At 52.7% G+C, this 22,160-nt stretch carries 20 protein-coding genes and 1 pseudogene; 8 read left to right on the forward strand and 13 right to left on the reverse strand.

Features of this window, described 5'->3' with window-relative positions:
• The first annotated feature begins 47 nt into the window (after positions 1 to 47).
• Positions 48 to 1,217, forward strand: a complete 1,170-nt coding sequence (locus FMM01_RS07555) for a GNAT family N-acetyltransferase (protein ID WP_150392107.1) — start codon at positions 48 to 50, stop codon at positions 1,215 to 1,217.
• Here FMM01_RS07555 and sfsA read toward each other — a convergent pair.
• A complete protein-coding gene (gene sfsA, locus FMM01_RS07560; protein WP_150392108.1) occupies positions 1,208 to 1,942 on the reverse strand; it encodes a DNA/RNA nuclease SfsA in 735 nt (244 codons plus the stop codon). The two genes, FMM01_RS07555 and sfsA, sit on opposite strands and share 10 nt — an antisense overlap.
• A gap of 123 nt (positions 1,943 to 2,065) precedes the next feature.
• Here sfsA and FMM01_RS07565 point away from each other — a divergent pair, with 123 nt between their 5' ends.
• From FMM01_RS07565 to FMM01_RS16695, 5 genes are all read left to right on the forward strand, one after another.
• Positions 2,066 to 2,611 (forward strand): DUF308 domain-containing protein, encoded by a 546-nt coding sequence (locus FMM01_RS07565; protein ID WP_150392109.1) that lies wholly within the window; start codon positions 2,066 to 2,068, stop codon positions 2,609 to 2,611.
• A gap of 89 nt (positions 2,612 to 2,700) precedes the next feature.
• Positions 2,701 to 3,456, forward strand: a complete 756-nt coding sequence (locus FMM01_RS07570; protein WP_150392110.1) for a helix-turn-helix domain-containing protein — start codon at positions 2,701 to 2,703, stop codon at positions 3,454 to 3,456.
• 32 nt (positions 3,457 to 3,488) lie between these two features.
• Positions 3,489 to 4,328, forward strand: a complete 840-nt coding sequence (locus FMM01_RS07575; protein ID WP_063516983.1) for an IS3 family transposase — start codon at positions 3,489 to 3,491, stop codon at positions 4,326 to 4,328.
• A 33-nt stretch (positions 4,329 to 4,361) separates the two neighbouring features.
• Positions 4,362 to 4,667, forward strand: a complete 306-nt coding sequence (locus FMM01_RS07580) for a hypothetical protein (RefSeq protein ID WP_056990078.1) — start codon at positions 4,362 to 4,364, stop codon at positions 4,665 to 4,667.
• Positions 4,668 to 4,966: 299 nt separating this feature from the next.
• On the forward strand, positions 4,967 to 6,211 hold the full coding sequence (locus FMM01_RS16695; protein ID WP_272868977.1) for a C40 family peptidase: 1,245 nt from the start codon (positions 4,967 to 4,969) through the stop codon (positions 6,209 to 6,211).
• A gap of 73 nt (positions 6,212 to 6,284) precedes the next feature.
• On the opposite strand, the gene FMM01_RS07590 is transcribed toward FMM01_RS16695, so the two are convergent.
• The 11 genes and pseudogenes from FMM01_RS07590 to FMM01_RS07640 form a co-directional block, all read right to left on the reverse strand.
• Complete coding sequence (locus FMM01_RS07590; protein ID WP_150392111.1) at positions 6,285 to 7,472, reverse strand: SPFH domain-containing protein; 1,188 nt, start codon at positions 7,470 to 7,472, stop codon at positions 6,285 to 6,287.
• Positions 7,473 to 7,494: 22 nt separating this feature from the next.
• Positions 7,495 to 7,872 carry a hypothetical protein gene (locus FMM01_RS07595; protein WP_150392112.1) on the reverse strand — a complete coding sequence of 126 codons (378 nt, stop codon included), beginning with the start codon at positions 7,870 to 7,872 and terminating at the stop codon, positions 7,495 to 7,497.
• A gap of 160 nt (positions 7,873 to 8,032) precedes the next feature.
• Positions 8,033 to 9,130 (reverse strand): RNA-guided endonuclease InsQ/TnpB family protein, encoded by a 1,098-nt coding sequence (locus tag FMM01_RS07600; protein ID WP_190973483.1) that lies wholly within the window; start codon positions 9,128 to 9,130, stop codon positions 8,033 to 8,035.
• A complete protein-coding gene (locus tag FMM01_RS16760; protein ID WP_150392114.1) occupies positions 9,043 to 9,240 on the reverse strand; it encodes a helix-turn-helix domain-containing protein in 198 nt (65 codons plus the stop codon). Before FMM01_RS16760 ends, FMM01_RS07600 begins: the two co-directional genes overlap by 88 nt.
• A gap of 181 nt (positions 9,241 to 9,421) precedes the next feature.
• The gene (locus FMM01_RS07610) at positions 9,422 to 9,880 is read right to left on the reverse strand and encodes a hypothetical protein (protein ID WP_150392115.1); all 459 of its coding nucleotides are present in this window, start codon (positions 9,878 to 9,880) and stop codon (positions 9,422 to 9,424) included.
• Between the two features lie 236 nt (positions 9,881 to 10,116).
• The gene (locus tag FMM01_RS07615) at positions 10,117 to 12,054 is read right to left on the reverse strand and encodes a M13 family metallopeptidase (RefSeq protein WP_150392116.1); all 1,938 of its coding nucleotides are present in this window, start codon (positions 12,052 to 12,054) and stop codon (positions 10,117 to 10,119) included.
• A 407-nt stretch (positions 12,055 to 12,461) separates the two neighbouring features.
• Positions 12,462 to 13,240 (reverse strand): IS5 family transposase gene (locus FMM01_RS07620; protein WP_375708622.1). Its coding sequence is split into 2 segments (ribosomal slippage): positions 12,462 to 12,910 and positions 12,910 to 13,240, totalling 780 coding nucleotides; the frame shifts between segments, so codons are not numbered across the junction.
• 158 nt (positions 13,241 to 13,398) lie between these two features.
• Positions 13,399 to 14,637: pseudogene (locus tag FMM01_RS07625) on the reverse strand (ISL3 family transposase).
• 57 nt (positions 14,638 to 14,694) lie between these two features.
• Complete coding sequence (locus tag FMM01_RS07630) at positions 14,695 to 17,298, reverse strand: MucBP domain-containing protein (protein ID WP_150392117.1); 2,604 nt, start codon at positions 17,296 to 17,298, stop codon at positions 14,695 to 14,697.
• Between the two features lie 156 nt (positions 17,299 to 17,454).
• A complete protein-coding gene (locus FMM01_RS07635) occupies positions 17,455 to 18,528 on the reverse strand; it encodes a hypothetical protein (RefSeq protein WP_150392118.1) in 1,074 nt (357 codons plus the stop codon).
• Positions 18,529 to 18,624: 96 nt separating this feature from the next.
• A complete protein-coding gene (locus FMM01_RS07640; RefSeq protein ID WP_150392119.1) occupies positions 18,625 to 19,152 on the reverse strand; it encodes a universal stress protein in 528 nt (175 codons plus the stop codon).
• Positions 19,153 to 19,312: 160 nt separating this feature from the next.
• Between FMM01_RS07640 and FMM01_RS07645 the strand changes: the two genes are divergently transcribed.
• On the forward strand, positions 19,313 to 19,834 hold the full coding sequence (locus FMM01_RS07645) for a sigma-70 family RNA polymerase sigma factor (protein WP_150392120.1): 522 nt from the start codon (positions 19,313 to 19,315) through the stop codon (positions 19,832 to 19,834).
• Entirely contained in the window at positions 19,818 to 20,687 is an 870-nt protein-coding gene (locus tag FMM01_RS07650; RefSeq protein ID WP_150392121.1) for a hypothetical protein, read from the forward strand. The genes FMM01_RS07645 and FMM01_RS07650 overlap by 17 nt, the downstream gene beginning before the upstream one ends.
• Before the next feature lie 44 nt (positions 20,688 to 20,731).
• On the opposite strand, the gene FMM01_RS07655 is transcribed toward FMM01_RS07650, so the two are convergent.
• A complete protein-coding gene (locus FMM01_RS07655) occupies positions 20,732 to 21,994 on the reverse strand; it encodes a carboxylate--amine ligase (protein WP_150392122.1) in 1,263 nt (420 codons plus the stop codon).
• Positions 21,995 to 22,160: the final 166 nt, after the last annotated feature.

Raw genomic sequence — 22,160 nt, forward strand, 5'->3', positions numbered from 1 at the left:
GGCCGCCAGAGGGCCGACGGGTTTTTATGTAGAAATGGAGAAAAAACATGACAGACTATCGCTTGACCGGACCGGCCGCCCGGGAACAGTTCTACCAATTGTACTTATATGCATTCAACCGCCAGGACAGTGCCCGCCGGCGGGATTATTTCTTCCAACGCTACGATCACGGCTGGATCTACGGTTTGCACGCCGGCGACCAGCTGGTCAGCGGATTGTATAGTTTACCCTTCACGGTGAACTTTCACGGCGTCAACTTCCGCATGAACGGTATCGGTGACGTGATGTCCGCCCCGGAATTCTCCGGCCGCGGCGGTGCAGGCACGCTGCTCCGGGCATCGTTGGCTGAAATGGCTGAAAAGCACGGCACATTGGCGTATTTAGCGCCTTTCTCCTACGAATATTACCGGCGCTTCGGTTATGAGCAGGTCTTCAATAAAATGGTGTACACCATCGCGGGCAAAGATGTCCCGGCGTTTCGCGCCCAAGGGGACGGTACCGTCACTCGGCAATCGCTGCAGTTGGCGCTGCCCGTGCTCAAACCGCTCTATGCTCAGTTGGCTGAGCATTTGCGCGGCGGGATGATCCGGGAAGACTGGTGGTGGGAACATTTGGCGCTGGCCAGCAACTGGGACGCCGCGCTGTATCAGGACGATGCCGGGCGGGTGCGGGGGTACTTGCTTTATGAGCGCAGCGGCAATACGCTGACCGTCCAGGAATGGTATGCCGCGGACCAGACAGCGTGGACGCATCTGATGGCGTTTCTGTTGAAGCACGGCAATACCTTTGCTACCTTGGAGTTTGCCGACCAAGACAGCCGTTACCGCGGGGATTGGTTCCCGAATCCCTATGTGCTGAAAGCGGCGGCGGAGCCGTTTATGATGGCCCGCATCGTGGACCTGCAAGACTTTTTCAACCGCTATCCCTACACCGGCCAGCTGGCGGATCCGGTCACCCTGGCCGTCACCGATGACACCCTGCCGGCCAACCAGGGTGTCTGGCGCTTGAGCGTTGCCGGGGCGGAGAAAATCGGCGATGATCCCGCCGCAGAGGCGGACATTTCACTTTCGATCCAAGTCCTGACCAAGGCTTTGTTCGGTACCCAACCGTTGGCTGCCCTAGTCAAAAGCGGCCGCGCCGATGGCGATCAAGACGCGGTGGCTCGGTTGGACCGGGTACTGCACCACGAACTGCCGATGCTCAACGATTATTTCTGAGCCTCCGCTAACGCTGCCGCCATGGAAAACGGGGCCTGCACGTCAAACGGAATCGGCTGGCTCAGGGTCATGGTGCCTGGTGTGACCCGCGTACCGTAAGCCAAGACATGCACCCCAGCCGCTTGGGCCTGGGCAATGGCCGCCGCCAGCGCCGGCTGCATCTCCCGGGCAATCGTCACCACCCGAATATCCGGAATCTGCACCAGAAACAGCAAATAGCCGTGATACCCCTGCCCCACTGCGGTGATCAGTTCTTCGACATGCTTCAACCCGCGCAGCGTCGGTGCATCGGGAAAAGCGGCCACATCATGGTGCCAAAGCGTTACGCCCTTCACTTCCAGGAAGAAGGGCTGCTGGCCGCTGCTGCCGAAAAAGTCGAAGCGGGCCTGTTGAAAAGTGGTCTCCGGCCGCACTAGTGTGATCTCGGCCAACCCTGGCAGTTTGATTTGATTATCCCGCAGACCCTGGCCGACCACGGCATTGGGTGCCCGGGAGTCAATGTTGATCCAGCCCTTGAGCGTTTCTACCGCCACAAGATCGAAACGGGTCTTGCGTTTGGGATTCGCCGACGGGGCCAGCGCCACGGTGCGCCCGGCCACCAAAATGTTGGTCCGACCAGTGTTTTTCACGTGGACAGCGGTTTTTTTTCCTTGAATCACCACGTGGGCCACAAACCGGTTGGGCCGATCGATGAAGGTGCCTAAAATAATACCAGGATAGTCCATACATCCTGACCTCTTTCCATACTTTGGACCGATTTGGCCCGTCCCTCGAACCAGGTATACTGAAGGTGACTTAAAAGATTGACTGTGTGCTTGAAAAATTGAAACCTGCGAGGAGTGAATTCCATGCAACAATTATATACTACGTTTCGTCGTTACAACTGGCTGCAATCCATTGTCAGTTTAGCTTTAGGGGTCTTGCTGCTGCTGGTGCCGAAGATTGTCACCAGTGCCGCCATTGCCCTGATTGCCGCCTACATTGCCATTCAAGGGATCATCGGGCTGGTGGCTGCAATTCGGGCCGGTAAGGATAATCCGATGCAGGATAACAAGATGGCCGAGGGGTTGAGCATCGGACTGATCGTGGTCGCCGTTGTCTTCTACCTGCTGGCCAAGCCATTGCTGGCGTCCTTGCCCTTTATCCTGGGCTTGATTCTGATTTTCATGGGTATCAACCGGCTGGTCAGCGGCTTCAGCCGCAACCGGACCTACGTAAACGTGACCCCCTGGCCCATGGCAATTTACGGCGCATTATTGATCATCGCTGGAATCGTCTTAGTGATCAATCCTTTTGGCACGTTGATGCTGCTGTTCCGGTTCTTCGGCGGTACCTTGATTGCAATGGTCATTATCGATTTCTTCACCGGTCGGTATTACAAGAAACAAGCCTAAGCTAAAAACAGAATAAAGCAGGGTATACTCCCTTCAGGGTGGACAGACCAAATAATCAAAGGTCTGTTCTCCCAGAAAGGAGTTTTTTTATGCGGCGGAAGGGAATCCGTTACTCTTTGGAAGACAAGATTGAGTTCGTTAATCGAGTACTGTCTGGCCAGTCACTCATGGATGTTCAGCGATCCGGAGGGCCGCGCAAGGAAGCATTGAGTCAATGGGTACAGAAGTATAAACAATGGGGAACAGCCGGACTCGTCCCTAAGGAACGAGCACCGCGACGCCAACAGCGTAAGCGCACGACGTATTCCAGCGAGCTCAAGTTTCAGATTGTTCAGGAATACCTAGCGGGTGGGACGTCCTACTATAAGCTGTGTGCTAAGTACGACATCTCCAATCCAGCAGTCGTTTACCAATGGGTTTCTCTGTATAATAGTGGTCAACTACTACAGACCACTAGAGGGAGTGCACCCATGACCAAGGGCAGGAAAACGACTTACGTTGAGAGAATTGAAATTGCACAGTGGACCATTGCACATGACATGGACTACCAAGGGGCCATTAAGCACTTTGGTGTTTCGTATGGCCAAGTTTATTCATGGGTAAAGAAGTTCCGCGAGAGCGGCGAGGAGGGTCTCACTGATCGTCGCGGCCAGCGTAAGCCTGAAAGTCCCCTTGATGAGAATGAACGTTTAAAACTCGAGAACAAGGAGAGCAAGGCTCGGATTGATTATCTGGAGACGAAAATCGCACTATTAAAAAAATTGCAGGATGTAGAGAGAAGGAGTGCCGGCAACGACACCGACAGCACCAATATATTGCCATTCACGAACTCACCCAAGAAGTAAACCAGGTCACCAAGCGATACCACTCGGTATCGGTGTGTTGCCAAATATTCGATATTCCACGCTCTGCTTACTACAAGTGGTTGCGCCGGAAACCGACGAAGCAAGACATCGTAAACGACGAGCTGGTCCGTCTTATCAAGGAACAGGAAGCGGACAACCATTATATTTATGGCGTGCGCCGATTAACGATGATTATCAATCGGGAAACGCAACATCACGTGAACCCTAAACGGGTCCGGCGATTGATGCGGGATAACGGTATCCAGTGTTCGATTCGTCAGAAGAAGCATGATCGAGTAGCGGAGAAGAAAGAATTCATTCTTGGCAATAAATTGCTTAACCAAGACGGCAGCCATGCCTTTCATCCTACCCGGCCAAACGAGGTTTGGGTCACGGACTGCAGCGAGTTGACGTACGGTTTCAATTCAGAGTGCCGCTTGCGTCTGAGCGCGATCAAGGACCTCTACGACCATAGTATCGTAGCCTGGGAGGTTGAACCGACTGAGACTGCCACGCTGGTCACCGACACGTTCAGGGCGGCAGTAGAAGCCGAAGAAGTACTGCCTAAGCTTCTGCACAGTGATCAGGGCTCCAGTTACACTTCCCGGCTTTACAACACGGAATTAGCCGGGTCCGGCGTCATTCATAGCATGTCACGGCCAGGAACGCCTGGCGACAACGGCCCGATGGAGAGTCTCTGGAGTCATGCGAAGGCTGAGTATTTTGCCTTCTTCCACGCCAACACATACGAAGAAATGATGCGGCTCATTGAAGAATACGCGTTGTGGTACAACTGCAATCGGCGCCAAGAAACACTCGATGGCATGACCCCCGTGGAATACCGGAATCATGCCGTTAAGACAGCGGCTTGATCGTGTATTGAGGGACGCATAAGGAGGAGAACCATGATTCGAGAAGGACAATTTTACCAGGCCTGGGACCAAATTACTGGTTTTGATATTTATCGTGATGAACCGCGAGAAGAGATTATTTTCGACGCGGGTGATGTTTTCCAGGTCTACGATCATTCACTTCTTTACGACGAAGAAAGCGATTCGATTGTCGACCTTGTATTTGTTGTAACGCCGACCCGCACAAGGTTCCAAATCTACACAGAAAATGTGATAGCCAAGGCCAAGCGCATCTCTATGGGAACGTATGAGATGGCACTAAATCGGTATCCAACTATTCCAGAAGGACCATTTGATTAGGAAAGTTCTTGGATCAAAAATGGCAGCCCCTGCGGACTGCCAAAATCAGTAACTAATTCGCCCCTAATTGGGGAACAACACGAGAACGACCTTTTAATATTTGAGCTGTCCACTTGACGGGGCACCGCCCCGCACGTCAGAAAAGCGGCTGCGGCCGCTTTTTTCTATTTTCTGCGAAAATTCCTTTACTTTTGGTAAAGGAATTTTACTTTTTATGTAGCCGGGCCCCCTCCTGCCTGTGCTACAATCAAAAGTGAATAGTTATCGGGGGCAAAGATAACGAATTGGAGGGGTTCGTCTTGACAGGAAAACGCACACATACGGGTATGGTAACGCTGGCGTCAGCCGCTGTCCTACTCAGCGGCGGCGTCATTGCCGCGAATACCGCGACGAAAAAGGTAAAGGCTGCAACTATGGACTATGTAAAGGTTCTTTATGCGGCTAATTTACGTCAAGGGCCGGGCTTGAAATACGCCACACTGCGCACATTGAACCAAGGTGAAGCGTATAAGACGTACACGACCCAGCAAGCCGATGGGTATACGTGGTATAACTTGGGCGGCAGCCAATGGGTGGCCGGTGCGGCCGTTGAACCGGGGACTGGTACGCCAGCCGCCGGGAGTGCGACTGGGCCCACCACCACCCAAACCGGCTGGGTCACCGTCAATACAGCGGCTAATCTCCGCTCGGGGGCGGGATTGACTTATGGTGTCGTGCGCGGTTTAAGTCAGGGCGAAGCTTATAAGTATTTCGCCACAAAACAGGCTGATGGCTATACCTGGTACAATCTGGGCGGTGACCAATGGGTCGCGGGGGTGGCCGTCACTGCAGGGACCGGGCTGTATCCAGGCAATGGCACCAGCTCCGGCAGCAATGCGGGGAATAATGCGGGCGGCGGTGATCCTATCGTCACGCCGACGCCTAACCAAACCGGGTCAGTGCGGGTGAATTGCGCCGCCAATATTCGGCAAGGGGCCGGCACCAGTTATGCCATTTCGAAGACCTTGGCCGCAGGCGGTACATATTCGTACACAGCTGCCCAGCAGGCCGACGGGTATGTCTGGTACTGCATCGGCAACAATGAATGGATTGCCAGTGCGGCTGTGACGGTGGTTTCTGATGCCGCCAGCGGTGGTTCAGGTACCAGTACACCCGGCAACAGTGTGACGCCGCCGGCCAACCAAACCAAGGTTGCCGCGGTCATCGCCCTCGCCCAGCAGCAATTGGGCAAGCCTTATGTTTGGGGCGGTAAAGGCCCCGACGTGTTCGACTGTTCCGGTTTGATGTATTACATCTTCCTCAACGCCGCGGGCGTCAATATCGGTGGTTGGACAGTGCCTCAGGAATCCTCCGGCCAATCAGTTTCGCTTAACGCGCTGCAGCCTGGCGATATCATTTTTTGGGGCCCGCGCGGCAATACCTATCACGACGCTCTGTATATCGGCAATAATCAATACATTGCCGCGCCGGAACCCGGCGATGTCGTACGGATCCAGACGATCAGCCCAGGCTTTGCGCCGAGCATGGCGGTCCGGGTGCTGTAAACAATGACTTTATTTTAGCCAATCAAAAACGTCGACCATGCGGCCGGCGTTTTTTTGTCAACGATTTAACTGATTAATGCTGGCGCGCCGCCGCGTTCAACTGGCGGTAGTACTCCGGTGACCCCGGTGTTGCGGTGGGCTGGCTTGGCGACGCCGAGGGACTGGGCGCGGACCCGGCGGCTTCCGTGTCACCGGTCGCCACGTTGGCCTTGATATTGGCCATAGTGTCGCCGAAGTTCGGATTGAAATCACCATTGCCGCTGGCTTCCTGGGCTTCCAAACTCTTCGGGGCTTGGATCTTTTGATCCAGTTCGTTCACGATGGACGTGGCGCCGGTGGTATCAGAATTGTCTGTCTTGAAGATCTTGGTGGCTGTGGCGGCTTTGACTGCCCCATCCATTTTATCCGACGGCATCACGACAGTATTGGCCCGACTGCTGGCCAAGCGGGCAAAGGCAGCAATTTGCTGCAATTGGACGTATTGTTCAGTGGTCAAATTAGCTGCCGAGTACGCATCCAAGATTTGGGTGTTGGCCGCGGCTTGGGCTTCGGCTGCCCGCGCTGTTGCATAAGCTTGGGCATCAGCAGACATCTTCGTGGAATAGGCATTGGCTTCGGCTTCTGTCTTGATGGCGAAGGCTTGCCCGCTGGCCCGGTTCTCAGCAGCGGTCCGTTCACCTTCAGATTTACTGATTTCAGCTTGCTTTTCCCGATCGGCCGTCAGCAGCTTGTTCATCGCTTGCTGAATCTGGGGATCCGGTTGCAACCCGAAGATGGCGACGTTATCGACTTTCAACCCATAAGCGGAAGTCGTTTCAGCCAAGGCTTCAGACAGGCGCTGGTTGATTGTCTCGGTGCCGCCCAAAACGGCGTTCAAATCCATTTGCCCAATGATGGAACGCAATGCAGATTGGGCATCCTGAATCATGGATTCAACAGAATCCGAGTTGCCGAATTGGAACTTGTAGGAATCAGTAACGTGGTACTTAATTTTTTCCGCCGCTTGCACAGTGGCGTTATCCTTAGTGATCAACGGCTGCTTCTCGACATCGAGGGGTTGCAGCTGCATGGAAACAACATACGCCCGGTTCACAATGGGAATCAAGAAATGCAGTCCTGGCTGCAAAGTCTTCGTATATTCCCCGAACCTAGTCACCAGTGCTTCGGTCCCGGATTCCACCGAGATGAAGGTGTGGAAGAAGAAGTACAACAATAACAGAACAATGATCGCCACAACGGCGAGTGTGATATAACCACCCATGATGATACCCTCTTTCTAAAAGTTAAAACTCAGTTTCCCACGTATCCTGCAGACCGTGCTTGGACAACAGGTACAAGACATTGTCTTCCGCGGAAATGATCACATAGTCGCCTTGGGCATCGTGGTCAATGAGCTCAAAGGGATAGTAGGAACCGAATACTGAAATCGACTTGGCATGGGCATCCGCGACGTGGACGCTCTTGCCAATCAAATCATCCCGGACCGCATTGTTGTTGCCGGACACGGTCCCGGCGGTCAGCAGCAGAATCGCCCGCTGCAACCCATCCGGCAGCTGGGTCAGTTCGGCTTTCTCGTTGTCCGGTAAAGAGAACAGCGTGAAGAGCGGATTCTGCTCAGTGGTTTGGATCTTATTGATGATGCGCTGTAATGACTCTTCCATCAGAGTGCCTGCTTTCTAAAATGTCCTCAAATGTATGCACATCTGGTCTATGATGTTGCTTCAGATTTAGACCATGAAGAGGACAGTGTTTAGTCGATTTCGTCATAACCGATATTCCCCCAGCTAGACAAGCCAGCCGGTACAGTGACCGACTAGAGAATCATCTCTGAATGGTTGCCCATTCTGGCGGAAGCCCCGCCGCAAATGCGATTAAATTCTGGACCGCATTTTCATCCCGGTTGATGACCAGACCGCACTCATAACAGCGGTACACGTCATGCTGGTGATAAATGCTATCGCCTTGGAGCGTCATCTTACCGCCGTAGCTGTCTTCTTTTTTGATGTAGCCGCAGTTAGAACAGCGCTGGGTCGACGGATAGAACCGGTCTGCGATCACTAGGCGGCGATGGTGCCAAGCTGCTTTGTATTCAACCGCCGTACGGAATCGGCGAAAGAGACTGCGCTGCAGACTTTTAATCTTTTTCTTATCCATCATCATGGATCGGACGTTGAGATCCTCCAAGCAAGGAGCGGCGTAATCCCGAATGATTTGGTGGCTGAACTGATGAATCAAGTCATTCTGCAAAGTGTAGACCTGCTCATAAGTGCGGTTCAGTTTAGCCTTCAACCGTTGATAGTTCTTGGACCGGAAATGGTGGGGGTTATCCTGCCGCTTCCGATTCAAACGTTTTTGGTAAACTTTGATCCGCTGGTGCAGGGCTGCCATCCTGGGAGTGAAGGTGTTGACTTCACCGCCATTCCAACTAAAGTGGCCCACGTTCACGTCGACCGCGACGATGTCCCAGCTGTTGGTAAAAACCGGCCGGGGCAGGTCCTCAACTGAAACAGTGATACTGGCATAGAATTTGTTGCCGCGCCTGGTTATCGTCACGGTTTTGATCTTGCCAGTAAACCGCAGAGTCTCGGCCATCTTGATCTTGGTGAACCGATGAGTGCTTTCATGCGGTTGATCCAGGGTCAGAAACTTGCCATTCACTGTCCCCCGATCAGTTGTAAAACTTTGCTTAGGATCTCGTTTGCTGTGAAACTTAGGCTTGCGGGCATCCGGCATTTTGGGATTGAAGAAATTTTTCCAGGCCTGGCGCAGTCGATGCACTGCGGTTTGGAGCACGCGCGCTGACATCTGATACTGCCAGTCGGCTTTGCTCTTCACCAGTTCGTTGCGCACTTTACGCCCACTGGGCCGCAGTTTCTTATTCTTCTCATGAGCAGCGACTCGGTGTACATGGTGTTCCAAGCCTCTAATCCCTTGTTCCAGCAGAAACGGTTGTAATCCATCAGCTCAGTGATGACTGTGACCATTTCGGCATTGGGATAAAGTCTGATCTTGTGGGTTTTGATCGGCATTCGATTCACCTCCTCATAATTCAAGGATACCGAATCGAATGTACGTTTGTCTTTTTTCGAGCTCACCAATTTGTATCAAGAATCAGTCAGAAAAGTGGTGAAACATGATACAAAACAATCTAGGATCATGATGGTCTTTGCTTAGCGATGTTGACATTTGATCCCATAATTAGCAATCATTTCAAACCTCCTCGTCAAGACCACCATCAGTCCGGAAGGTCAGGATCTGACCAGTGACGGTGGTGTCGTTTAAGGCGATCGTCAAGGCCAGATGCTCACCCACCAGTTCCAGGTTGCCCCGCAACTGGCGCCAGATGAATGCCTGATGAAAGGCATCCTGGGCTTGGGCCGCTAACTGCACCGTCAACCGTTCCGTTAACGGCTCTTCAGCGTGCTGCTGCAATGCCCGCCAGAACTTCTGGAAGGCCGCCGCCAGCTCGTCGTCCATGGTCTCCCCCAGCTGCAATTGCCGCTGGGTGGCCAGGAAGATCAGTTCCAAGGTATCCGCATAGTTTGCGTTATTCCGCAAGAACGAGCGGGCGCTGGAACGCAATGATACATACTGATTCAGGTTCGGGTTGCGCTGACGATAACGCGCCATCGCTTCCCGCCGTTTGGCCCGCAATTCTGCATCGTCCACGACGTTCACCATTTCCTTTCTATCACTCGTTGACGCTTTCATATTACCATGGTAAGGGAAGAAAGCAAGCAAAACGATGAGGAAAGTTAAAAATCGGTCTCAGGACTGACCGCGGGCCTCGCCTCTATTTTACCGCTGATGGTGGGAATTATCAGGGATGTGACAAGGTTGTCACTTGCTTAGAAAAAGGGCCTGCCCGGGATTTTACGCCCAGTCAGGCCCTTTGTGTTCAAAAATTACCAGATGTGAACGCGTTTCTTGGGATCCATATACATCCCATCGCCGGGCTGCACATCAAACGCATCGTAAAACTCCTGGAAGTTCCGCGGCTGCATGTTGGCCCGCAAAACATTCGGTGCATGGGGATCTGTCGCTAACTGGGCGGTCATATTGGCTTGAGTATATTTACCCCGCCATACCCGCGCCCAGTTAATGAAGAAAGCCCGCAGGTCGACACCCTTGGATTGCTTCGCGGCTTCCAACGCCGCGGACATCCCGCCGAGGTCGGCGACATTTTCACCCAAGATGAGTTTGCCGTTCACTTTGCCGCCAGCATACGGCAGACCGTCGAATTCTGCGACCATGGCCTCCGTGCGCTTCGTGAAGTTGGCCAAGTCTTCCTTAGTCCACCAATCCTTCAAGTTGCCGTAAGCATCGAACTTCGCCCCATTGTTATCGAAGGCATGGGAAATTTCATGAGCAATAACGGCGCCGATACCGCCATAGTTCCGGGATGCGCTGTGCTTCAAGCTGTAAAACGGCGATTGCAGGATCGCAGCCGGGAAGGTGATATCGTTTCTGGATGGATCATATTGGGCATTGACTAGACTGCCCGGCATGCCCCACTCCGTCCGGTCCACCGGCTTTGCCAGTTTGGCGAACATATCCCGCAAAATCAGGGTATCAAATTCTTGGACATTATCAAACAGACTCGCTTGGCGATCCACTTTGAACTCGCTGTACAGCGGCCGCAGCTTGTCAGGATAGCCGACCTTGACGACAATTTTCTCCAGCTTGTCGATGGCACTCTTACGGGTGGCTTCACTCAGCCAGTCGTTATGAGCCAACCGATCTTCGTAAACCTTGATCATCGTGTCGATCATTTTGCGAACATCTTGGCGGGCGTCATCGCCGAAGTATTTCTCACCATAATATTGGCCGATGACTTCATCGAAGTAATCATTGGTCACATAGTAAGCACTCTTCGTCTTGTTTGGCGACTTCTGACTGCCAGTGATCGCCCGATGGAACGTATCGCCCACCTTGCGCAAATCATTGCTTAAGTACTTGGACGCATGGATCAAGAAACGGATGATCATCCAATCGTGGAGCAGCCGGAAGGTGCGGGCATTAACGACTTCGTTGAAGTGTTCAAAGAAGCGAGGCTCTGTGACGATGATCTGACTCGGTTCTTCCGGCAGCAAATCATCCAGGAACTTGCGGAAATTGAGCATTTCAGAATGGGTCAGAAACTTGTCCAGCGGCTCCGGATTGTACATCGCCGGATAATCTGCCCATTCTTCCCCGGACTTCGAAAACGGCACGAGGCTGCGGTCAAATTTCAACGCGCCATCGGCCATCCGCTCAGCATCTTTCTCGGAAAACTTAGCGGCTACCAGCAATTTCACTGCCATCTCCCGCCAGGTGGCCAACAACGTGTCGCGATTGGGATTATCGTCGGCGTAATAGGTCATATCCGGCAGGATCAAGCCCGGGCCATAGGCGTACACCGCGTTGTGGGCCGTGTCCTTCATATCTGGTTCCACTGAGAATTGGAACGGCACCGGGAAGGTTTCATACCATGAACCCGCCTGGGCGTTCAAATCAGCGAAATCTTTCAATTCAATGGCCCGCTTCAAGAGCGGCATCACCGGTGCCATCTTTTGCTTTTTCCGCCGGCCAAAATCCAATGCCAATTGGAAGAAGCGGACCGCCTCTTGCAGCTCCGGCTTATCCGTCGTCGATTCCAGCTCGCCCATCTTGTTCAAGTCGCTAATCAGCTTATTCTCAACGTCGATGCTTAAATCATTGAATCCACCGGCGCCAGCTCGGTCAGCAGGAATCTTAGCTTTTTTCTCCCACTTGCCGTTGACTGCTTCGTATAGATCGTCTTTGTACGCAACGCCGCTTGAACCGTAGACACCCTTATCAGCAGCGTAGAATCGTTGTAACATTCGATCACTCCTCTTAGGAAGGTTGCCCACACTGGGCGTGGGTACACAGATACATTATACATCGCTGGGTGCGCTTGAACACACAAGGAAGCATCCAGAATGGCAACGTTATTTATCTGACCAAAAAAATAAACGATCCTGAATATTGTTGAACACCCTTGTCAGCCGCGCCACATCAATGTTTGCCAGCCATATGACAAAACACGAATAAATACCAACAAAATAAAATTTTCCACAGAAATCTGATATATCCCGAGTGGCCTAGACCACATAAGCCAGTGCTACCGGACCTATAAGCTTTTCATTTTGGAAGTTTGTCAAATGGTGTTGAAGGATAGTTTCTATCCTTTGGGGCACTTCACGTGTAGGAGATCTTTTTTGTTGTTTTATTAGGGTGTGTCTGAAAATTACTTAAGCCATACCCATATTGCTGCAACGTAAACCGCGCCCAGAAAGACATGCGCGAGCTTATCATAGCGTGTGGCTATACGCCTGAACTCCTTCATCTGGTTGAAGAAGCCTTCGATTAGATGTCGCTCCTTGTAAAGATAGAAGTCGCACGGCCAGGGGTTCACTGCATTGCTTTTGGGTGGGATTGTGTAGTATCCCTCCTGAGACGTGATGAAGTCTCGTAGCGCCTGCGTCCCGTACGCTTTGTCCGCCAGGACATTGACGCTCTTCAATGGAATAGTACCGAGCAACGGTGCAGCCACTGTACTATCGTGTACCTCGCCGCCGCTCAGGCAGAAGCTCAGAGGATTGCCAAGGCCATCGACGATAGCGTGAATCTTAGTGGTCAAGCCGCCGCGACTCCGGCCAATGTACTGATTCACATCGGCATTTACCGCGTTTTTTTCGCACCGCTGGCTTTCTGATGAACGCGGATGCTGGTTGAGTCTAAGCTCACGTTTTCCATGTCCGCATCGGCAGATACAGCTTTGAAGATCTGCTCAAACACGCCCGCGTCAACCCACAACCGGAACCGACTGTAGATTGTCTTCCAGGGGCCGTAACGCTCGGGCAAATCCCGCCAAGCTGCACCGCTGCGAATAAGCCATAATGTGGCGTTAAAAGCAGTACGATTGTCGACCTTAGGCGGTCGGCCGCGCGTTGACCGCTTTGGAAACAGATCAGCGATCCGTTCCCACTGTTCGTCGGTTACTTCATAACGTTTGGGTATAACCATCCTGCACACTCCGTTTTGTTTTTAACAAGAAGTATACAGGATTTCGGGATTTTCAGACGCTCCCTAGTTGCGGCGTTTAATCTGGTGTGTTGTCTGAATATCGTACTTGAAGGTATAACAAATAAGCCTACCATCGTGACGTTATTGTGGTAGATAATCTAGGCAATCAGCTGGTAGACGCGGGTGAACATATTGGCCTGATTGGAGAAGCCATAACCAGCACGTTTGAGCTCCTTGATCTTACGGTTGATGCCCTCTATCGGTCCGTTAGAGTAGGACGATTGGGCGGCGTTAATTACGCCATTAAGATTCTTTCGTAGGGTATGCATGGCCGTATCTAGGGGCGTGCCGTTAGGCTGATAGTTAGTGATGATATTCTTGAGTTCATCAGCGTGACGCCCCATCAAAGCATCGTGGAGATCGATGTAGGTTTCATAAGCTGTTTTGAAGGCCGGAAATGTATCGGTTCCAATATCAATAGCGTTCTGTTCGGTCGAGTACTCATTCAGGCCGAAGAGGTAGCGGCTCTTTTGTGCGTCAGGGTTGGCCTTGTGGAATAGGCGCCATAGTGATTTCAGTACTTTATATTCCCGCGAATGCTTGTCGAGTTGCTTTAAACATTGAGTGCGAATGGTATCCATCGTCCGGCCCATTAATTGAACAATGTGGAACCGATCAATAATGAGTTCGGCGTTAGGGAATAGTTCGTGCACGAATGCCTGATAGGAGGCGTTCATGTCCATGATGACGCGTTGAACCGCGGCCCGTTCTGCGGTGCTGTACTGACTAAGAAAGAACTGTTTGATGGTTCTATTAAGGCGGTCGCTAAGTACTTTAACTGATTTGTGAGTGTCGGCGTCAATGCAAATAAACGACATGGAGCCGTGCGTGGAACGGAATTCATCAAAGCATAGATTAATCGGTAACCGGCGGCTCGCGGGTGGATGAATATTAGCCGTCAAAATACGCTAAACTGAGTTTGTCGAAATACCGGTGAGACTGGCGATAGTCTTAGCCGGGAGTAATTTAGTGGCTAGCTTCAGCACATGAGTCGCTAGTCCGTGACCGATGGTGTGGTTGGTTGATACCACTGGCGTGGTGGCCGTACAAGTGCTATGGCAGTTACTACAACGCCAGCGTTGCTTGTTTAGCTCTAGAATTACGGGCCGGTCCATGGGTCCTGCAATGTGGACATGAGTGAGCTTGTGTCCGTTAGGGTGCAACGTATTGTATCCACAGCTGGGACAGCGCCTGAGTGTGTAGGTAAGCTCTGCCTGGATGACCAAATACTTTTTGCGACCCGAGCCCCGACCATGAAATTCCTCACGAGTACCGAACACCTGAATGTTTGTGTCTGTAATTCCCAGTAATTTAAGTGTATTATCTAGTTGAGACATCTATTCCTACCCCGCTTATCTTGAGTTTCGTCGCTTAAAGCATAGCACGAGGGAGGCTTAGATGTCTTTTTTTGTTATCAAAAAGGGCCTAGTACTTTTGGAATGGAAATACTTTCCAACACCAAAAATTCTAGACCCGTAAATGTACGTGATCTTCACCGTATCCGCGGCTAATGTTTGCTGGGCCGTTGCGGCGGTGACCGTGTACCCGTCAATGTTTGGCGCTGAAACTGGATCACCAGCCTTGCCTTCACCACTGGCCGGTTCGCTCGTGGTAATAGCCTGTTTATTAACTTGGTCCAAGTACTCAATCGTGTACTTAACAGTGGCTGCCGGGTTCTTCGTGTAGATATACGTAATCTTTGTCGTATTGGCCGCTAACGTTTGCTTGGCCGTCTCCGCAGTTGCCGTATAGCCAGCAATATTTGGCGCATTAACAGGATCCCCGACCTTACCTTCGCCACTAGTCAGTTCACTCGTGGTAATGGCCTGATTATTAGCTTGGTCCAAGTACTCAATCGTATACTTAACAGTAGCCGCCGGGTTCTTCGTGTAGATATACGTAATCTTTGTCGTCTCGGCCGCTAACGTTTGTTTTGCCGTCTCCGCAGTTGCGGTATAGCCATCAATATCGGGTGCAGAAATTGGATCGCCGACTTGGCCTGAGCCACTGGTCGGCTTGTTCGTGGTGATAGTGTTGCCATCTTTATCCACATAAGCAATTGTATAGTTCACAGTTGCTGGCGTAACTGCATCTTTCTTGTACACAAAAGTCACTGCGGTCGTGTCCGACTTCAGCGTTTGTGTTTCAGTGGGGGCAGTATAGCCCGGAATCGGCAGGGCAGAAATTGGATCACCGACTTTGCCTTCGCCACTGGCCGGATTAGTCGTGGTGATGGGCTGCTTGTCCTCATCGACATAGGCAATGGTGTACTTAACGGTCGTCACTGCCGGAGCATCTTGGGTATAAGTGAACGTGACTACCCCGCCGGCAGCCGGTACTGTGGCAGTAGTCGGGGTTTTGATTGTATACCCGGTGACTGGCGGCACAGGGATGGGCGTGCCGGGTGCACCTTGGCCGGTTTGGTCGGGGTATCCCGTGATGGGGTTGCCCTGCTCATCCACGATTTTAATCGTATAACTTACGGGAGCTGGCTCATTTTTGGTATATTTGAACGTGATGGGACCGCCGGTGGCTGGAATCTGGGCGGTGCTGCTGCTTTGAATCGTGTAGCCGGGAATCGTCGGGGCCGTGATGCTATCGCCGGGCTTGCCGGAGGTGTCTTGGGACGTATAAGCTGTGATCGGCTGCTCTTGCTCATCCACCGCTTTAATTAGATAAGTCACCGTCGCCGGTGTCGTTGGGGTATTTTTCGTATACTTAAAGGTGATCGCGCCGCCGGTTGCTGGAATCGGTGCGGTACTGGCGCCGGTGACGGTATACCCGGTAATCGAGGGCGCACTGATCGTCGCCCCCGGTTGGCCAGACTTGGTGTCAGAAGTAAAACTAGCAATTGCGACGCCCTGGTCATCCACTGCTTTGATCGTATAGCTGACATCTTTCACGGCGTCTTTGGTATAAATAAACTTAACGTCGCCGCCGTTGACGCCCACATTAATCGTCCGGGCACCGCTGACAGTGTAGCCGGGAATCGTCGGGGCATTAATAGCTGCGCGCAGCAAACTGCTGCCCGTCGTCGGGATATATTCCTGGATTGGCTGACCTTGATCATCCACCGCCAGGATGCGGTAGTTAACATACTGCTGCGTCACTGCCGGCGGGACATAGCTGCCTTGATTTGGATTGCTCGGCGTATTACGGGTGTACGTGAAATCAATATCGTTCTGCCCGCTGTCCGCACTCAGGCGAATTGTTTTGGTGCTGCCGTCGTTGAGGGTGTAGCCGTCAATCCCGGCGGCGCCGATGGTGATCGTATCGCCGATATTACCTTCATAGATCCGGGTAGAAACGATCGTCCCATATTGATCCCGGGTGACGACGCGATAGCTCACTTTCTGGACAATTGGCGTGCTCGGCGCCGGTTTCGTCGGTTCGGTCGGCTTGATCAAGGTGGGACCGCCGCTTTGATAGGTCTTCGGCCCGCGATATTGCTGAGCGGTCAACTTAGCAAAGCCGCCGTCGATCCACTGATTGCCGCCGAGGTTGTACCAGGTACGGCCGTTGACCACGGCGCGGCGATAAACTTGCCACTGTGTCCCGTGACGCAGCACCGCCCGACGCACAATTTGGCGGTCGCCGCTGGCGCTATTCCATATGGCAATGCCATAGCCCGGGACATACTGAATCGTGACAACACCGCGCAGCTCATGACTGGAATTCTCGCCTGCCAAATCGGCGTAACTGCTGTCGATCCACTGGTCGCCGCCCACGTTCAAATAGACGCCGTTGGTCCCTTGCTGGACTGCACCATAACTCGCCCACCGAGTGCCGGTGGGTAATTTCTTACTGGTGGCCTGTACGCCATTGGCGTGCTGCCAAGCGGCAACACTGTATCCGGAAACATAGTTGATACTGACGGTATCGGCCGCCTTGGCGGTGGTCAGCGTGGTGGTCAGTCCCAGCGCCAATGCCGTGATTCCCACCACCAGCCACCGTTTGTGCACCTTATGGAACACGTGATGTACCTTATTCCCAAACATATTTTATCCTCCCGCAGATCCCTTGTGCAAAGCAAAACAACGTATCTTGAGCGTTATTATATGCCGGATTGGGTTGAAGACGGTAACAATATGCCTTGGCGGTATTAAAAAAGATGCCCTACCAAAATTGGTCAGGCATCTCTTGATGAGGATCGGCTACTTAGGCGCTACGGTTCCGTAATCTGACCGAACCCATTGGTCGCCACCGATGTTGTAATATTCCTGGGTCGTGTTGGTTCCATTCACTCGGCGCAGCAACTGTTTGAATACCCGCCAGCGAGAATTGGCCGGAATGGTCTTAGTCACTTGCAGTTTGCTGTTGTATACGGCGATGCCCCAAGTTGGGTGAGCCTTGTAGCGGACCGTGAAGACAGCGTCAAAGCGGTAAACGGGACTGACATCAGTCTTGTTGACGTACTGCAATCCGCCTAAGCCCCAGCCGACCGTGCCGTCTGAATGGCTCATGATGGAATCGGGTGCCTGCCACCGTGAACCGAACGACAAGGTACGGCCAGTGAACTTAGTCCGGGCTAAGTCACTGTATAGCTTAGCGCCGTTAGGGTTAGTGACCAGGACGTCACCAACGTTATTCGACGTATAGAAAGCTGCGCCGGCATCCGAGGTGAATTCTTTGTTGCTGACCCATTGATTGCCGCCAAGATTGTAGGCGACCGTATCGGCAATGCCCCACGATCCGTTAATTTGAGTCAACGCGTTGTAAGACGCGTTAATGCGCCAGCGGCTGCCGGCCGGCAAAGTCTTGCCCGTGGCCTTGGTAAGTTGCGGATCAGCGTAAACCGTCGCGGGCTTTTCGGATGTGACCGTGCCATTGTTTAATTCTGGATAGATCTTATATTGTGTCGGGTCTTCCGTGTAGAATTCCTTAGCGGCTGCCCAGCCCTCCGCAAAATGATACGCTGTGACTGCGCCCTGATCGTCGGTGGCCACTTGGTCATACGCATTTTCCCACAACCAAGTGCGCCCTGAGACAGACGTATTGGCCACGGCTTTATCGGTTTTCTTCGTCAAAGCAGCGTCAGTATACGTCGCAATCGCAGGGGCCTTTCCGTAAGCAAACCGGTATACGGTGCCCTTCTTATCAGCAATCGTCGCTTTCGTCACTGCCGCAGTCGGCGCTGCATCCGCCGCGTGCACGGCCGTCGGGGCGATGGTTGCCAAGCTGACACCTAATACCGCGGCGCTGAATAACAAACCCATTGATTTCTTCACTTTTCTCCCTCATTTCTTGTTCTTTGTGTCACAATACCAATATAGCAAAGCGGTACTTAAAAAGCACCCCGGTTTGGGATGCTCTTTACTTAACAATTATTTCTTCTTGTTCTCGCTGTGTTCATCGGTCGGCTTCGGGCCAGCAGCGGGATCCCGCACCACGATGACGGTGCACGGCGCGTATCGGGTAACGAAGGCGGCGACGGAGCCGATGGTCTGATGGCGAGCGCCCTTGTGGGTTTCACTGCCAACCACGATCAGGTCCGGCTTGAACTGCGGCACCATTTCATCCACGATGACCTTGCCCGGCTTGCCTTCCCCAATCAGCGGCACGACGTCGAGAATGCCGAATTGTTTGGCTTTCTCCACGTAGGCATTCAAGTCATTGGCCATGGCTTCGCGATGTTCCGCCAATGTTTCCGGATTCAAAGACTGGAAGACGTTCAGATCGCCCGTCTCCATGACGGAGGCAATCGCCAACGGTACAGAATAAATCTTCGCTACGGTACAGGCGTAATCAAAGGCGAACCGAGACGAAATAAAATCGTCATCATCGATGGCGATCATGATGCGATTAAAGTGGCGGGTGCTGACCTTGAAGTCCTCAATTTCTTTTTGAGCCATATCCACATTACTCCCTTTCTCTGTATTCCAGTATACGGCGAAACGATGGAAAATACCTGTCATCACTTGGTCTGATTTTTATTTTGAAAAAGAATTTACAGTTGCGGGAACTTTTGCCCGCCATTTGCCCACTAATGGGTAGTGGTTCCATCAGGAGGGGATGATGATAGTGACAGAATACGGCTTGGTTCAACGGGCCCAGGCCGGCGACCGGGCGGCATTGGGGGATTTACTGATCGCTCACCAGACGCAGATGTATCGAATGGCGTATCTGTATGTCCACAATGAAGCCGATGCGTTGGATGTGGTCCAAGAAACAGCGCTGCAAGCAACGAAGAGCATCCGCAAATTGCGCCAGCCGGAATATTTCAAGACGTGGCTGCTGCGCATTCTGATCAACGTGGCGAAGCAGCAAATCCGGGGGAAACCGCCGGCCCCCTTGCCTGCCGCCAAGGCGGTCTATCAGCCGGATCTGGCCCAACGGCAAGACCTGCTGCAGCTACTGGCGGGATTGTCGGAGAAACGGCGGCTGCCCATCGTGCTGTTCTATTACAACGGGTTGACACTGAAAGAAATCAGCGCGGTATTACATATTCCGGTGGGTACGGTAAAAAGCCGGATGAACCGGGGTCTGGCGCAATTACGCGTTGAAGGAGGAAAAATGAATGCCCAACAAAATTGAAGACGCCCTGCTCGCAATTGACATACCCGAACAGCAATTGACGGCGGCGATTCGCCGCGGCGTGGATGAGGCACCGGCGCCGCAACGCTGGCCGAAGTGGCCGCTGATCCCGATTACCGCCGCCACAGCTGTGGGACTGGCGGCCGGTATCTACGTAGCCGCCCAGCACCCGGCCCAGGAGCAGCCGGCGCCCGTGACCCGGACTAAGCAGCGGCAGACACCGACGCTGGCCCAGCGGGTGGCGGCGGTCAAAGCCGGTGCAGCGAAGAAGAATGCAGCCTACTACGGTCAAGCCAGTAAAACCGTTCAAACTAGTTCTGAGGCCACTATCAGCACCGGACCAGAGCCTAAAAATGTCTCAGAATTAATCTCGCTGACCGACGCTGCTGTCACCGGTATCGTCACGCAATTATCTGCGCGGCCATACAATAAGTTCCCTTTCACCATCGCAACTGTCCTGATTACTAGGGTATTGGCAGGCAAAACGGTCCGGCCCGGAATGACGATCCGTGTCCAATTCAGCGGCGGCAATCTCACCAACGTGGGCGGCGAAACAATCACGTATACAGCCGCTGGTAATCGTCTGCCGAAGGTCGGGGACGAGTTGGCCATGGCCCTCGGGAAGATGCCCAAAGGCGCCAACGGCGATTCTCAGCCATTCTGGGCCGGATACGGCCAGGATAGTATTTTCTTCAAGGACGCCGACGGCCAATACCGTCTTACTCCGCAGCCTAAATCTTACGGCTATAATCCTAAAACCGGCAAACAGGAGCCAGACAATTCAATCGAAGAACGCCAAACCAAATTGAACCGGGAGATGAACGCCCTCATTCAGGAGCACACCGCCAACTAACCGAACCTACCAAAAAAGCGGACCAGCATCGGCCCGTTTTTTCTTTACCGCCCAATATCGCGGCCTTTATTTTCTTCAAAATACTTCTTATAGCGCGAAATGTAATTATGGAACATGTACTTCATCAGCACCCACCGCCGGATATTCATGTCCTTCTTGTAAAACACAGTGGTGCCGTAACGGCCGGAATCGATCAGTTGGAGGGCCTGCTGCTTGAACTCATTGTCCACCGCGTAATCCTTGAACAGCTTGACCGGCACGCCCATCCACAGCACGTGCTGGGATTGGATCTTATTGGCATAAACCGTTGGGGCGTCGGCCAGGGTACCGGTAACGTAGTCGTCCACAACGAACCGGGCCAGATTGTAGCCGGTCAGGGTGACGAAGAAACTGGAGCGGCCCTGACGCAGGTTGATTTCGAAGAACTTGAAGGTATTGTCCCGGGGATCGAACTTCATATCGAAGTTGCAGTAGCCGGTGAAGTTCAGTTCTTCTAAGAATTTCTGCACCACGTCGTACACGTCCTGGTTGTATTCCGGCAGGATCGTGACGTAGTTGCCGATGGCAGCCGGGGTCGGGTCTTCCAACAGCGGGTGGCCCAAGCACAGCAGCTTCACCTGATGGTCCTGACTGACGTAGGCGTTCAGCGTGCGCATGTTGGAGTCATCGCCGGGGATGAACTCCTGGAGGATCATATCGCTGGTATAGCCGTTGTCGTAGATTTTACCTAAAATATCTAAGTATTCCGTTTCGGAGTGGATCACGAAGGCTTTCTTCCGACCTTCAAATTGGATATCCAGCCATTCCACGGAATTCGCCGGTTTGAAGGCGACCGGATAGGTAAAAGGCACGTCCAGATTTTCTTTCTTTTCGTACATGGCCTTGGTGATGATCTTGGTCTTGGGATACGGCAGGCCGTGTTCCTCGGCGATCTGGTAAAAGCTCTCCTTGTTGTTCAGCTTCCGTAGCAACGCGTAGTCCACCACCGGCACGACGAAGGTCTTTTGCAGAAATTCCTTGTGCTTGGCCAGCAGTTCGGCATAGGCATCGCCCATGGCAATCAAAATCACCGGCTCCTGATGGTCGGCGTAACGCTTGGCCACTTCGTGCATGGTATCGATGAAGACCGGATCTTCTTCGAAGCCGTGGTGAAATTCCAGCGTCAAGATATTGGAATAGCGGGTGGGCGCCAGCGGGTCGGAAGCAATACAGTGCACCTTGATGCCGTATTCTTCATGGAAGGCCCGGGCCATCCCGTATGCGTTCATGTCACTCCCCAGAATAATGGGGGTAAATTCTGGTGTCATCTAGACAGCCCCTTAATCTTAATTACGATTTGTTCCAGCAGCGGGCGCCATCAACCGGCTAGAAATGCGCCCGCACTGCCTTTCATTAACCGTGGCAAGTCGGTTTCTGAAAGTTTCTGACTGGATACAATACACTAATTGGATTATACCACATTTCGGTATGTGA

Source organism: Schleiferilactobacillus harbinensis, from assembly GCF_008694105.1.
Classification (GTDB): domain Bacteria; phylum Bacillota; class Bacilli; order Lactobacillales; family Lactobacillaceae; genus Schleiferilactobacillus; species Schleiferilactobacillus harbinensis.